The sequence below is a fragment of the Aliisedimentitalea scapharcae genome (assembly GCF_045277565.1).
Taxonomy (GTDB): Bacteria; Pseudomonadota; Alphaproteobacteria; order Rhodobacterales; family Rhodobacteraceae; genus Aliisedimentitalea; species Aliisedimentitalea scapharcae.
In genome coordinates, this window is sequence record NZ_CP123584.1 from 4,018,063 (window position 1) to 4,031,303 (window position 13,241).

The 13,241-nt window shown below is 57.4% G+C and carries 13 protein-coding genes and 1 pseudogene; 8 read left to right on the plus strand and 6 right to left on the minus strand.

Features of this window, described 5'->3' with window-relative positions; all coding sequences use genetic code 11:
• Positions 1-147: 147 nt before the first annotated feature.
• Genes QEZ52_RS18710 through QEZ52_RS18720 form a run of 3 tightly spaced genes read left to right on the plus strand, consistent with a single transcriptional unit; the run spans position 148 to position 2,763 of the window.
• Positions 148-1,119: an aKG-HExxH-type peptide beta-hydroxylase gene (locus QEZ52_RS18710; RefSeq protein ID WP_406646040.1), complete on the plus strand. Its 972-nt coding sequence runs from the start codon at positions 148-150 to the stop codon at positions 1,117-1,119.
• Positions 1,119-2,528 (plus strand): class I adenylate-forming enzyme family protein, encoded by a 1,410-nt coding sequence (locus QEZ52_RS18715; RefSeq protein ID WP_406646043.1) that lies wholly within the window; start codon positions 1,119-1,121, stop codon positions 2,526-2,528. Before QEZ52_RS18710 ends, QEZ52_RS18715 begins: the two co-directional genes overlap by 1 nt.
• The gene (locus QEZ52_RS18720; protein WP_406646045.1) at positions 2,518-2,763 is read left to right on the plus strand and encodes an acyl carrier protein; all 246 of its coding nucleotides are present in this window, start codon (positions 2,518-2,520) and stop codon (positions 2,761-2,763) included. The genes QEZ52_RS18715 and QEZ52_RS18720 overlap by 11 nt, the downstream gene beginning before the upstream one ends.
• A gap of 398 nt (positions 2,764-3,161) precedes the next feature.
• Here the strand turns inward: QEZ52_RS18720 and QEZ52_RS18725 are convergent, their stop codons facing one another.
• The 6 genes from QEZ52_RS18725 to QEZ52_RS18750 form a co-directional block, all read right to left on the minus strand.
• Positions 3,162-4,472 (minus strand): multicopper oxidase family protein, encoded by a 1,311-nt coding sequence (locus tag QEZ52_RS18725; RefSeq protein WP_406646049.1) that lies wholly within the window; start codon positions 4,470-4,472, stop codon positions 3,162-3,164.
• Positions 4,473-4,480: 8 nt separating this feature from the next.
• Entirely contained in the window at positions 4,481-5,329 is an 849-nt protein-coding gene (locus QEZ52_RS18730; protein WP_406646051.1) for a copper resistance D family protein, read from the minus strand.
• Between the two features lie 20 nt (positions 5,330-5,349).
• Entirely contained in the window at positions 5,350-5,691 is a 342-nt protein-coding gene (locus QEZ52_RS18735; RefSeq protein WP_406646054.1) for a copper resistance protein CopC, read from the minus strand.
• A 10-nt stretch (positions 5,692-5,701) separates the two neighbouring features.
• On the minus strand, positions 5,702-6,133 hold the full coding sequence (locus QEZ52_RS18740) for a c-type cytochrome (protein ID WP_406646057.1): 432 nt from the start codon (positions 6,131-6,133) through the stop codon (positions 5,702-5,704).
• 99 nt (positions 6,134-6,232) lie between these two features.
• Positions 6,233-6,580, minus strand: a complete 348-nt coding sequence (locus QEZ52_RS18745) for a hypothetical protein (protein WP_406646059.1) — start codon at positions 6,578-6,580, stop codon at positions 6,233-6,235.
• 195 nt (positions 6,581-6,775) lie between these two features.
• On the minus strand, positions 6,776-7,000 hold the full coding sequence (locus tag QEZ52_RS18750) for a hypothetical protein (protein WP_406646061.1): 225 nt from the start codon (positions 6,998-7,000) through the stop codon (positions 6,776-6,778).
• Positions 7,001-7,094: 94 nt separating this feature from the next.
• On the opposite strand from QEZ52_RS18750, the pseudogene QEZ52_RS18755 reads away from it, so the two are divergent.
• The 5 genes and pseudogenes from QEZ52_RS18755 to QEZ52_RS18775 all read left to right on the plus strand — a co-directional run.
• Positions 7,095-7,280, plus strand: a pseudogene (locus tag QEZ52_RS18755) (LysR family transcriptional regulator); the annotation flags it as partial.
• Between the two features lie 27 nt (positions 7,281-7,307).
• On the plus strand, positions 7,308-7,982 hold the full coding sequence (locus QEZ52_RS18760) for a LysR substrate-binding domain-containing protein (protein ID WP_406650566.1): 675 nt from the start codon (positions 7,308-7,310) through the stop codon (positions 7,980-7,982).
• Between the two features lie 189 nt (positions 7,983-8,171).
• On the plus strand, positions 8,172-9,092 hold the full coding sequence (locus tag QEZ52_RS18765) for a LysR substrate-binding domain-containing protein (protein WP_406646063.1): 921 nt from the start codon (positions 8,172-8,174) through the stop codon (positions 9,090-9,092).
• Between the two features lie 91 nt (positions 9,093-9,183).
• The gene (locus QEZ52_RS18770; protein WP_406646065.1) at positions 9,184-10,728 is read left to right on the plus strand and encodes a trimethylamine methyltransferase family protein; all 1,545 of its coding nucleotides are present in this window, start codon (positions 9,184-9,186) and stop codon (positions 10,726-10,728) included.
• 25 nt (positions 10,729-10,753) lie between these two features.
• The gene (locus QEZ52_RS18775; protein ID WP_406646067.1) at positions 10,754-13,165 is read left to right on the plus strand and encodes an FAD-dependent oxidoreductase; all 2,412 of its coding nucleotides are present in this window, start codon (positions 10,754-10,756) and stop codon (positions 13,163-13,165) included.
• Positions 13,166-13,241 lie beyond the last annotated feature (76 nt).

The window sequence follows — 13,241 nt, forward strand, 5'->3', positions numbered from 1 at the left end:
TTGACCGGAGAAGCTCATGAAAATCGACCTGAAAAAACTCCTTTCGCTTAAAGTTCCTTCGGCTGGTGCCGCCAAGGTGGGCGGCGTTGAACCCGACGCTCCCAGCTCTGCAACACGGTCGCGTTGACCCAATCGGTCGGGTAAACAATGCTGAAACCTGACCCTGGGTACACGGCGGCCATGGCCTCTGATGTCGACATGCGTCTGAAACAGGCGTTTACACATCTGGTTGTCGAAGTTTTGGATCTGCCACAACCAAATGGCGGATTTTCCGGGGCCCCGGCGGCACACGCTCTGCAAAATCTGATGCGCGAGGCAGCGCAGCGCGGAGATCTCGGTGAAATCCGTCGTCTTGTGGACCAGCACGGGGCCGTCCTGTCCCCCAACGCCGCGGCAGACATGGTGCGGGTCTGCCCATGGCAGGTCCCTGATTTGTCTGAATCCGAAAAAAACCTGCTGCAATCGGCCTATTGCGACGATATCGGTCTGACCACACAATTAATGGCACCGGATCGCGCGAATCTTGCGCGGTTCCATACCAGCTTTGACCAGGTCCGCACCCTGATTGGCCAACATCTTCCGCTTTGGTGGCGGGAATTCGACACCCTGGTTTCAACAATCCTTGTCGCACAGCCCCAGAGCAACGCAGGCAGGTTTGGCGGGGCTTCGGCCTTTGCGGCCTGGGGTAGTATTCTGGTCAATCCGATTGGCAGAGCCGACCCGCTCCCCCTGATGCTGACTCTGATACACGAAAGCTCCCACCTGAAACTGTTTTACGCTTATCTGGACGATGAAATCACCCTCAACGACCCTGACGAACGCTATGGCAGCCCCTTGCGACAAGAAGGCCGCCCCATGAACGGTGTCTATCACGCAGCCTTTGTTCTGGCGCGGATGGTGGCCTTTCTGCAGGATCTCATCAGGTCTGATGCGCCATTGGACGGATTGGGGCCGGATGCCCGCGTCGCCCTGCAAACGGAAGCAACGCAGGCCATCACCGGATTTCAAACGGCCCACGCCGTGATCGAACAACATGCGGTTCTGACACAGCGCGGCAAGGAGATCATGGCAGAGGCTACGGCCATGGTGGGCGGGTACGAAAACGTGGATCCTGTCTAATGACCACGGCCGCCGACATGATCCTGGCAACCCTAGCGGACCGCCCCAATGCCGCTTTGATCGAACATCGCAACACATGGTATTCCCGGGGTGAATTTCTGGCGCGGGCCCATGCACGCGCGGCCATGCTGCATGGTGCAGGGGTCAAACCTGGTGACACCATCATGATCATCGCCAGCGATACGCTATCAGCGCTGGATACTTTGATCGGGTGCTGGATCGTCGGGGCTGCCGGTTGTCTTGTAGACTTTCGCACGCCGCCTGACCGATTGACTGAATGGCAGAATCGTTTGACCCCCAAGGTTATCGTCAGCACCCGCCCGGTTAGGGGATTTAAGACGCTGGTTCAGGACATGCACCCATCCCCCATGCAGGCACCCCGACACATCCATGAGACGGCTGACGATGCAACCGCGATCTGGTTTTCCAGTTCAGGCACGACCGGAGCGCCCAAGCTGCACCCGAGGTCAGGCATAAATCTGGGCGCAACAATCGACTATTACAAAACGCGTTTGCCAACACCCGAGCAGGGTGCGTCGCTCTGCGCCACATCAGTGGCCTATTCCGCCAGTTGCTTTCGGTGCCTCCGCAACTTGGCCAGCGGTAAACCCATCGTCGCCTTGGACCCTGTGCACCGGCTGGATGAGCTGGACGCCGCGCTGACGCGAGAAGATGTGTCGGACTGCAGCTTGCCACCGTCCACCCTGCGTCGTCTGACGGCCCTGTCTGGCTCCATTCCCCGGTACCCGCAACTTGCGCTTCTGGTCGCAGTCGGCGGCCCTGCGTCCCCCGATGACAAGGTCGCAACCGTGACGCGCCTGAGCCCCAATTTTCGCATGACCTATAGCGCCGTTGGTTTTGGCGCGATCTGCGTCATTCAAGGGCGTGAAATTCTGGAACGCCCAACCTCCTGTGGGAAACCGTTCGACGGGGTGCACGTCAGCATCAGATCAGGAGATCGGGTATGTACACGCAATGAAATCGGCCGCGTTCATGTCTCGTCCGACCAAGTTGAGGATGCCTGCCCCGGCGACATGGGATGGCTCGACGACGATGGGTACCTGCATATCACGGGGCGAGAGGAAGGTTTGCTGAGCCGCAAAGGCGTCAATTTTCCCGCCGAGCGCATCACCATGGCCGCACTGCGTTTGGCAGGTATCGAAGAGGCCGCGGTTCTGACCCAGCCTGACGCAGACGGCGGAGATGAAATTCATCTGATTGTTCAAAGCAAGATAACCGACACCAATAAAATCACTCGAGATTTACGTATTTTGCTCCCCGCAAGCGAGTTTCCTGATCACATCCAGATCCGGCCCTCCATCCCCTTGAACGCGGGCGGCAAGATCGACCTCAAAGGTCTCACAGACTTGGTCTTCCCTCTCAAGGCAGACATGCCCCATGCATCGTGATTCAATAGCCAAACTGGTTCGTACCGCTTTCGCCACAGCGTTGGACGTTGAAGTGGACAATACGACCGACTTTTTTGATGCGGGCGGCGATTCTCTTGCGTCTGAACAAGTGATCGTAACCCTATCCGAAACGTTGGCTGTCGAGCTGCCCGGCTGGCTGTTGTTGGATCACCCAACAATCCCCGCGCTGACGGGGGCCATTGCTGATTTGTGTGGCTCCAACGATCCGTGCTGATCCGATCAGGTGAATGGGCGTCAGGGCTAAGTCTCCGGGCCTGTTCACCACGTTCAGGCAGGTTTGCACCAGTTCCTGTGGCGTGTCGGCTATGGCACCACGGGGGGAATGAGCACCGAAATTCATAACTTTTCCGGCCATGCCGGTCGTCTGAATTTCACGGGCGCCATTTCTCGGGTTGAAAGGTCAGCCAACGGCCTCCCCGCAGCAGCGGTATTCTCATCTCTCAATTCTCCGCGAAACAAACTCTCCCACACACACTGCACGATTTGTGTGGTGTCTTACTGGCGCATATAAAAACCGCCACTCCTGCGTTCTGATCGGCTCGAACTAGGTCTCCCGCGTCGGTGCGGCCTGCGCCGGATATTTCAGTTTCACCCGGTCAATGAACCGACTGGTTATGCCACGTCGATCCAGGTCTTCATGCCCGCCGCCTGATGTCCCAGCATGTGACAATGCAGCAGCCATTTTCCCGGGTTGTCGAACACGCACAGGATATCGCGTTTTTCGCCTGGATTGACCAATGTGGTGTCTCGGAATGCACCCAGATCCCCGGCGTCGTTCAATTCGAAAAAGTGATGCCCGTGCAGGTGGATCCCATGGGCAAACCGGGTGTCATTCATCAAGGTTATGCGCGCGGTCTGCCCACGCTCAAACCGGTGAAACGGTATATTGGTCAAACCTGATTGCTCATTGAACGCCCAGATATCAGTCTGCGACCTCATCGCTGAACTCATGGCCCCTCCCTGCATGGTCAGCTGCAGAATAGCCATCTGTTCCAGATCCGGGGTCGGCATCCTATTGGGCGGCAAAGCTGTGATCCGACCGGAACGCCTGTTAGTGTTCTCGCCGTCAACCAGGATCTCACCCAACGCATAAGGGCCGTCGCTCACCGGAAAATCGAACGTGACCCGGTTCGTTGCCGTGACATCTGCAATGATGTCCACCCGTTGTGCCGGAGCAAGAACAACGTCCGTTATTGGCTGTGGCGTTGGCAACGGCATTCCGTCCAGCGCAACAATTTTGCCCTCAAGCCCCCCCAGGTCGATCGGGAAAATCCGATCGGTGGCCACGTTGATCAATCGCAGACGCAGACGGTCGCCGCGGCGCACTGGACCGCCAGGATCAATCAACGCCCGGGCAAAATTTCCCAACCTCCCCTGATGCGCCTGATCGTGCCTGTTGTCGAACCCGGGAGCCAATGCGCCTGCCTCCGTCATCCGCCAATCGTCGATCAGGACGATCAGATCGTGATCGACATCGGGCGGCGATGTCTCTTCGACGATCAGCGGGCCGTACAGGCCCTTGGCCACCTGTTCCCAAGATCGGTTGTGGGAATGATACCAAAAGGTGCCCGCATCCGGGACCCGCAGGCGATAGGCAAATTCCGCGCCCGGTTCGACAATGTCTTGCGTTAACCCCGGCACTCCGTCCATCGCGTTATCAGAGCGCACCCCATGCCAGTGCACCGCCGATCCGTCCTTGATCTGGTTTCGGAACAGAAGATCCAGGAAATCTCCCTGTCGAACACGCAGCGCCGGACCGGGTGTCGTCCCGTTGAACCCCAGCATGGGCGTCGGCGGGAAATCGTCAAACAGAATTTGGGCCTCGACCGGGTGTGCCACCAATTCAACCCGTACCCCGGCCCAACTGATCCGCGGGGCAACTGCCGCTCCGGTCAAAGCTCCCAGAAAATGTCGTCTTTTCATGTTGGCCCTCATGTTGGAAGTGTCAGAACGCTGGTCAGCGTCGCGGTTGTCGCCAGAATGGCAAGAATGACGCCCGTTTCAATTTGAACGGACCGGGCCATCCGGTCCGCAGCCTTTGGCTGTGCCGCCAACATCGCGGGAACAAGCCGCAGTTTGTTGGCCGCGGCAAAAGCCAATACCACCCCAACCAATGCCAGCTTGATCAACAGGGTCAGCCCATAGCCGGACGTGATCAGCATCGACAGGTCTCCCAGCACGCGCCACGCCATCCATAGGCCCGCCAGAAACAGAACCGGTACGACAACCGATGCGACCTGACCAAAAAGATGCCCAAGCCGGGCGGCGCGCTCCAGATGGTCGTGATGACGGCACAGGTGATGCAACGGACCCAGCACACCAAACCAGAAAGAAACCCCCAGCAGGTGCGCAAACAGCGTGAGACGGATACCCAACTGACCAGCATCGGGCACATGCCCTATCTGGGTAAAGGACCACAACGCCAGCCCCCCGCCCGCCAACGCAATCCACATTCCGACATGCGGCACAAACAACCCACCAAGCATCAGGAGACTTCCGGCAATCCGATACGCCAATGCATCTCCAACTGGCGTTGACCACAGCAACCCCAGCATTTCAGGGTCAATCATCCCCCCTGCACCACCAGTGAGCGCCGCACCGCGCAGCATGAAACCCGCCATCGCCGCGACAAGCGCGAGCGCCGCCAAACCACCGGCTTGCATCCGCATCCGATTGCGGATGGGCGCGACTGAACCTGCAAAAACGGCACCAATCAGCACCAAGCCCAACGCCCCGGTCACCCCAATATACAGCGCCAGCTTGGCCATGATTGCGGCCATACTCCATATGTCCGGCATGGCTATTCCACTGCAAAGGTAAAAGTGCCCGTCATGGCGTGCCCATCCATGCCCAGCCCGCGCCATTCGATGCGATAGACGCCCTGGCCCAGGCTCTGGAGGGGCACGGTGAAACCACGTCCAAATTGGGTTTGACTGCCCAGGTCCAACGGCACCGCTGCTCCGTCCTGATGGCTCAGCACGACCCGCGTCAGACGGATATCCTTGCCAAAGGTCAGGTCGATCTCGGCAGGAGCGCTCGCCAGAACGGCACCATCTGCCGGAATCGTGGTTTCAATTTTAGAATGGGCAGATGCACCTGTCACCAGAATGGCAAGAACAGCACCGATTGCAAAATACTTCATGAGCACTTCCTCATTCAATTCCGTTGGCACGTTGCAAGGCGCGAACATAGTCAATGACCATAGCCACATCACCCCGGGTCAACCCCACTACAGGTGGCATATCGCCAAATTGCCAATGGTGGCTTTTGACACCCCCAGCGACAGCCCGTTGAAAAGCCTCGTCGCCGTGGTGGCCAGGCTCATAGATGATATGCACCAACGGCGGAGCTACATTCTGGATTCCGGCCGCATTTTCACCATGACACGCCGCGCAGGTATTTTCAAAGATGCTTTGTCCGATCGCCGCGGTGCCCTCGAGCGGCGGAATTTGCACGGCAACCATGGCATCGCCAGCAACGACGGGTATCGCGGCTGTGTGTTCGGGTGCTCCTGTTTTCAGAAATACAAATGCAGCCACAGCCGCTCCTGCACAAATACCGAGCGTGATGATTTTGGGGTTCATTTTGGCTCCTAACCAATTGAAACTGGATTTGATCGCATCAAATTGTGCAACCATTTCAAATCGCCCACCTTGTTGGAAGGTGACGTTCAGATATCAATTTCAAGCGTTAGGTGGTCTGGTCGGAGTGGCCAATCGCGCAGGCGTCCAGGACCGGGCCTGCTGCCAGACCAGCGCAGCGTCAAGCCGAACGGCAACATTGGCAAAGGCCTGGGGCAGGACCATCAGCGCTGCGCATTGGAGCGCGCCGCATTCTGCCGACTTGCTGGGATCGGATCCGCCATTTGGGTCAGTGGCCTCGGCATCATTGAGCTGTTCGGCGCTCTCGGCATGATCTGGCGCACTTTGCAAATGCATATGCGTGTCACAATGGCCTGCGACACATTCATTCGCCCATGCATGTGCCGTGTTGCCCAGCCCTGTCAACAGGACCAAGACAACAAGAGACATCACAGAGATCAGACTTTTCACATGAGCCATTGCCACAACTTAGGTGGAATGCGGTCTCGGGACAAGGCAGATCACCAAACCAGTCGGTCACTGACGGAAACCAGGTCAGTATCCTTCTGCCAGAGTTTTGAGCTGATCCTGCCCAAGCATATTGGAACCTGTGTTGGGACAGATTCAAGGACCTGCGCCACTCCATCAGACCCAGTCGGGGTAGGATTGCATCATGCTTTGAACGTCCAGATCACTTTGGAACGCATCCGGGTTTCTGTTCATCATTTCCTGAATGAATGCACGCCTGTGGCGCGCATCCTCCGGATCATGCTCTGATCTGTGCGGGACACAGGGGAAGAGGGCGAGCTTTTCGCGAATTGCATGCATCCGGGTCCAGGCTACGGGGAAAGAGACTGCAAACGACAACATGACCGGCTCCCTTTAAATTTGATGATATGGCCCCCAGAATACCTGCCTGCACACGTTTGTGGTATCGCACCAGCCATTGTGCCATTCTACAAAAATGAAGAACGGATTTCGCAGCTGGTCGGACGTTCGGTTCTTTCTGATGGTTGTAAGGGAAGGATCGACGCTGGCGGCGTCAAACAAACTGGGACTTGCTCAACCGACAGTCGCGCGGCGTATCGCAGCGCTTGAGAGCGAGACCGGACTGATCCTGTTCGAACGGGATACCCGCGGTTTTCGCCCGACAGAACATGCGCACCTTCTCATGCCATTGGCCGAAGCGCTTGAAAAAGCGGCCTTGGATTTCGAAGCGAAGGCTGTGGAGTTGACCGCTGTACAGCCAATTCGCATCACCGCCTATTCCGGGAATTTCTCTCCTCGTATGACTGCGATCGTGAACGAGTTTTCAGCCTTGCATCCAAAAGTCACCTTTGAATTCTTACCTGCTGTCAAGACGCTGGATCTGTTGGCGAACGAAGCCGACATCGCCCTGCGTTTGGTGAGAGCCGAACCAGACGACCGTCTTATCTGCCGCAAGATCAGCACCGCCCGCTGGTCGCTTTTTGGTGGGCACAGCTACGCCGAGACATATGGCTTGCCAGATTCGCCCGACAGGTTATCGGGCCACAAATTTGTGACATTCGAACGCGACGACGTGCCAAATGTTTTCCATGAATGGCTCGTGCGTCATGTGTCACCGGATCAGATAGTCATGTCATTCAGCGAATTGGAGCTGATGCATGCCGCCATCCGGGCGGGTCACGGCCTGGGGATCAGCAACGTCAAACTGATGGAAACAGACCGGACGCTGGTTCGTTGTTTCGATGAAATCAAGGAACTCGCCGCACCTCATATGTTGCTCGCGGCCCCCCAGGCCTATAAACGCCCGGAAATCAAAGCGTTCATCAAATTCTTTGCCCCGCGTTATGCAGCTATATTCAAGTGAAATCCCCAATGTGATCGAGCCTGAGTGCCCTGTATTCTTGAAAATCGGTTCAGGCGTTCTTGCCCCAATACCCAGTGGCCTGGCAGGCGAACGCAACCTGTCTGTGCCCGTGGTCAATTTCCTTTGACTTTGGGCAATAATCTTCCTTTTACTTTTGATGCCTGACACATTTCTTGCGGGGATATTTGCTTGAAAAAATACGCTCTGCCAAACTTGTCTCAGCTCCACACATTCGAAGCCGTGTCCCGCCGGATGAGCTTTACCGCGGCGGCGTATGAATTGTGCCTGACCCAAAGCGCTGTCAGCAGGCAGATCAGAAACCTGGAGACCGACATTGGTCGCCCCCTGTTTCTACGCAGGCATCGTGCCATTGATCATACACCAGATGGCCGTCGATTGTTCGATGCGGTCACGCGGGGATTGGACGAGATTTCGGTTTGCCTGAACCAGATGCGCGCAACCTCTGAAACACCCCAAATCACCGTTGCGGCCTCTGTCGCCTTTTCCTATTATTGGCTGATGCCGCGACTGGAGCGGTTCAGTGAAGAATTTCCCGACATTGACCTGCGCATTCTGGCAACCGATCAGTTGGTCGACCTGTGTCGGGGCGATGCGGATGTTGCTATCTTGTATGGCGATGGCAATTGGGAAGGCGTCGCAACCAAAAGACTGTTTGGCGAATCCGTCTATCCGGTGTGCAGCCCAGAATACCTGCTGGCCCATCCGGACTTGAAACAGGCTTCTGATTTTCTGGACCAAACCCTTTTGCATCTGGATGGCGGCGGCAACATCTGGGGCGCGATCGACTGGACCGTCTGGCTGGTTCAACAGGATGTCTTGGGGCAACCTGTGCGCCGGGGCATTCGTCTGAACAGTTACCCGATGGTTTTGCAAGCGGCCGAAGCCGGACGTGGGGTGGCATTGGGGTGGAGCTATATCACAGACCCGATGATCGAAGACGGGCGGCTGATCTGCCCCTTTGGCATACCATTGCAGACCCGATACAGCTATTACGTTGGCACATCTCAGGTGGCCGTTTCCAACCCTGCGATTGCCAAGTTCTTTGGCTGGGTAATGTCCGAAGCCGAAAATCAAATGCTCTTCGCATGATCTGGGGGAATGCATTGCATTCAAAATGACTGTTTGAGAAACACCGACAAAGACCACCAGATGAGCCCCATGATACGCATGAGGTTCCCGAATGTCCGCCGTCGCCACACGCAAACCAAGCCGCCGAAACAAAACGGCTGTTCAGCCTGCCCCGCCCATTCGGCCCGGAATGGAGGGAGGACAATACAAGCCCTTTACCCAGCCTGATCTGGAACGCGTTCACGCGCTGGTCCTGAAGCTTCTCGAGGATCTGGGGCTGTCCCAGATAACCCCCAGCCTGGAGGCGCGCGCCATCGAGGCCGGATGTTGGGTTGACGAAAACGGCCGCCTACGGTTCCCGCGTGCTCTGGTCGAAGATGTTATAGCTCGCACCCGGCGCAAATTCACCCTGCATGGGATTGACCCGCGCCACGATCTGGAAATCGGCGGCAAACGGGTTCACGCCGGGACAGGCGGTGCTGCTCCAACAATCATGGACTTTGACACCGGAAAATATCGCGAAAGCACAGTTGCGGATCTCTATGACGTGGCGCGATTGGTGGATCGGTTGGACAATGTGCATTGGTACCATCGTTCGATTGTCGCACGTGATGCCAAATCGGTTTTGGACCTGGATATTAATACCACCTACGCCTGCCTGGCCGGAACCACCAAATCCATAGCCGTCAGCTATACCGATGCGGCCAGCGTCAAGGCCGTGATTCCGATGCTGGATGCCGTTGCCGGGGGGGCGGGTGAATTCCGGAAGCGGCCGTTTTGCACTGCAGTCTGTTGTCATGTCGTGCCCCCCATGCGGTTCGCCACCGAAAGCTGCGATGCGCTGGAAGCCGCTGTTGTTGCAGGGATGCCGATCCTTTTGGTCGCCGCTGGTCAGGCAGGCGCAACCGCCCCTGCCGCCCTGGCCGGGGCCGTCGCCCAGGCCTGTGCCGAGGTGCTGGCCGGGCTGGTTCTGTGCAACGTAATCGACCCCAATTGCCGGGCAATCTTTGCCACCTGGCCCTTTGTTTCCGACCTGCGGACCGGCGCGATGTCCGGCGGCTCTGGTGAACAGGCGTTGCTATCTGCAGCCTGCGCGCAAATGGCAGGGTTTTACGATCTGCCCAATTCTGTGCCCGCGGGAATGACTGACAGCAAGCTCCCCGATATGCAGGCAGGCGGCGAAAAAGGATATACCATCTCTCTCGCGGCCCATGCAGGGGCGTCGATGATACATGAATCCGCCGGAATGCAGGGATCCCTGATGGGCACGAGCCTGGAAAGCTATGTGCTCGACAATGACTTGTTGGGGGCGATCCTGCGCACGGTCAAAGGGGTAGAAGTAACTGAGGATACACTCAACTTCGACGTGATCCGTGATGTCGTGATGGGCGAAGGCCACTATCTGGGCCACCCGCAGACCTTTGAGCGGATGAAAACCGACTATCTCTATCCCGACATAGCCGACCGCCGCAGCATCAGCGAATGGGAAGAGGCCGGTGCACGCGATGCTCGGGACGTCGCGCGCGATACCGTGCGCAGGGTGCTCAGCGAACATTATCCCAGCCACATCCCCGAAGCTGTCGACACACAGCTGCGCGACACCTTCAACATCATTCTGCCCAAGGCGCGCATGCGCCCCGGAAACGGCGTCTGGTAACACCCGTCAAAGAAAGGAATTCATCATGCAATCTCAGGCAAAAGTAGTGATCGTTGGCGGCGGCATGATGGGGGTAGGTCTCGCCTATCACCTGGCCGAAGAGGGTTGGTCAGACGTGGTGCTGATCGAAAAGGGCGAACTGACTTCGGGCTCGACCTGGCACGCGGCAGGGCAGTGCCCAAGCTTTATCAGCAACTACAATATGGCCAAGATCCACCATTATTCGAACACGCTCTATCCCCGGTTGGAGGAAATCACCGGGCAGCCTGCCGGTTGGCATGGCTGCGGCGGTATCCGACTGGCAACCACGCAGGAAGAGGTGGATTGGTTCGCCCATGTGGCCGGGTTCTCGGCCAATGTCGGTTTCCACATGGAAGTCATAGGTCCTGACCGGATTAAGGAATTGAATCCCTGGATCAAAACCGATGGCATTCTGGCCGGGGCCTATACCAACATGGACGGCCATGTGGACCCGTCCAGTGCCTGCAACGCCATGGCCGCTGGTGCCCGCCAGATGGGGGCCACCATCATCCGCCGTACCCGGGTCACGGACATCAACGTTCTGGCATCCGGTGAATTCGAGGTGGTGACGGACACCGGCAACATTCGGGCCGAACATGTCGTGAATGCCGCCGGGTGTTATGCGCGCGAGGTGGGTAAATGGGTTGGCGTAGAAACTCCGATCACCAACATGGAACATCAATACCTGGTCACCGAACCTTTGGAAGAGTTCAAAGGATCAGACCATGAGCTGCCCGTGATGCGAGATCCCGCCACAGCGGGATATTACCGCCAAGAGCAGAATGCAGGCCTCGTCGGCATCTATGAACATTTTGGCAGCCGCGAAGCCTGGGCCGGACGTGGTGGGTTTCCCGAATGGCATAGCGAAAATGAGCTGTTCGAAGGAGACATCGACCGAATTGCACCCTGGCTGGAAAAGGCTCTGGAACGGATGCCGATCTTTGCCAATGCCGGGATCAAACGGATCATCAATGGTGCGATCCCCCACACGCCAGATGGCAATCCATTGGTTGGTCCCGCGCCGGGGCTACGCAATTTCTGGCAGTGCTGCGGAGCTGCAATTGGCATCGCGCAGGGGGCTGGCACCGGGAAATACCTGGCGCAATGGATGGTGCATGGCGATGCCGAAATCAACATGCACTGTGTCGATCCGCGCCGTTTTGGGACCTATGCCGATCCGGACTACACCCGCGCCAAAAGCTTTGACGACTATGAAAACATGTTCGAAACTCCCCTTCCCGGCCGTGAAGTCCAGGCCGGGCGACCCAATCGCATCACGCCGCTGTTCGATCGGCTCAGAGCCAAGGGTGCGGTCTTTACAGAGGTGTATGGCTGGGAACGCCCAAAATACTTTGCACCTCACGGGTTCGAAGAGAAACTACAATACCGCCGCAATCCTGTCTTTGATCTGGTCGCCGCAGAATGCCAGGCCGTGCGGGATCGCGTCGGCATCATGGATCTGTCGAGTTTTGCCAAATTCGAGGTGTCCGGCACCGGGGCCGAGACGCTGTTGGACCACTTGACGGCCAACACATTGCCCAAACGCAAGGGCGGCATCAACCTGACCCATGTTCTGTCCGACGGCGGGCGGATCGAAGGTGAATGGACCATCACACGTCTTGGCGATGATCGGTTCTATGTCCTGTCGGGGGCCGGTGCCGAACAGGTGGTTCTGGATCAACTGACCATGGCCAAAGGCGATGATGTGACCATCCGGAATGTCACCGATGATTTTGGCATGTTGGTGGTGGCTGGTCCGAGGGCACGTGATGTTCTGGCTCAGCTGACGGATGCGGATTTGACCAATGCCTCATTCCGGTGGCTTACCGGGCAAGAAATTGACATCGCGGGGATTCCAGTGCGTGCCTTGCGGATCAATTATGTGGGGGAACTGGGCTGGGAGCTTCATGTGCCGATGACAGAGTTGGCGCAGCTATACGATGCAATCTGGACCAAAGGTGCCGCACATGGCATTGCCGATTTCGGCATTCAGGCGGTGAATTCGCTGCGCATGGAAAAGGGGTATCGCGGATACGCATCTGAGCTGACCAATGAAATCACCCTGATCGAGGCCGATTGCACCCGGTTCTACGCCCCGACCAAAGGCGCGTTCAAAGGCCGTGCGGCGACAGAGGCGGTGCGACGACAGGGCATCACGACCAAATTGGTTTACGGCGAAGTCGCGGCCACCGATTGTGACATCTATGGCGGCGAGGCGGTCATGCAAGGAGAAACTGTAGTCGGTGTCTGCACGTCTGGCGGTTACGGTCATGCCACAGGAAAAAGCCTGGCTTTTGCCTATATCGATCCCAAATGCAGCGACGGCCTTGAGGTGATGATACTGGGAGAACGCCGGGCGTTCACCTTGCATGGCGCGCCGGTCTGGGATCCGTCCAATGCGCGACAAAAAGCCTGATCTGACAGAGTTTGACCACGTGGCTTGGTTGGCGATATCCGCTCCGTCATCACCAAAGGTCATGACCTAGATATCG

Bases quoted from the DNA above. Each gene is read 5' to 3' on its own strand.
- QEZ52_RS18710 (WP_406646040.1), top strand. From the start codon at position 148: ATGCTGAAACCTGACCCTGGGTACACGGCGGCCATGGCCTCTGATGTC.
- QEZ52_RS18720 (WP_406646045.1), top strand. From the start codon at position 2,518: ATGCATCGTGATTCAATAGCCAAACTGGTTCGTACCGCTTTCGCCACA.
- QEZ52_RS18725 (WP_406646049.1), bottom strand. From the start codon at position 4,472: ATGAAAAGACGACATTTTCTGGGAGCTTTGACCGGAGCGGCAGTTGCC.
- QEZ52_RS18745 (WP_406646059.1), bottom strand. From the start codon at position 6,580: ATGTCTCTTGTTGTCTTGGTCCTGTTGACAGGGCTGGGCAACACGGCA.
- QEZ52_RS18775 (WP_406646067.1), top strand. From the start codon at position 10,754: ATGCAATCTCAGGCAAAAGTAGTGATCGTTGGCGGCGGCATGATGGGG.
- QEZ52_RS18730 (WP_406646051.1), bottom strand. From the start codon at position 5,329: ATGGCCGCAATCATGGCCAAGCTGGCGCTGTATATTGGGGTGACCGGG.
- QEZ52_RS18735 (WP_406646054.1), bottom strand. From the start codon at position 5,691: ATGAAGTATTTTGCAATCGGTGCTGTTCTTGCCATTCTGGTGACAGGT.
- QEZ52_RS18715 (WP_406646043.1), top strand. From the start codon at position 1,119: ATGACCACGGCCGCCGACATGATCCTGGCAACCCTAGCGGACCGCCCC.
- QEZ52_RS18770 (WP_406646065.1), top strand. From the start codon at position 9,184: ATGTCCGCCGTCGCCACACGCAAACCAAGCCGCCGAAACAAAACGGCT.
- QEZ52_RS18750 (WP_406646061.1), bottom strand. From the start codon at position 7,000: ATGTTGTCGTTTGCAGTCTCTTTCCCCGTAGCCTGGACCCGGATGCAT.
- QEZ52_RS18740 (WP_406646057.1), bottom strand. From the start codon at position 6,133: ATGAACCCCAAAATCATCACGCTCGGTATTTGTGCAGGAGCGGCTGTG.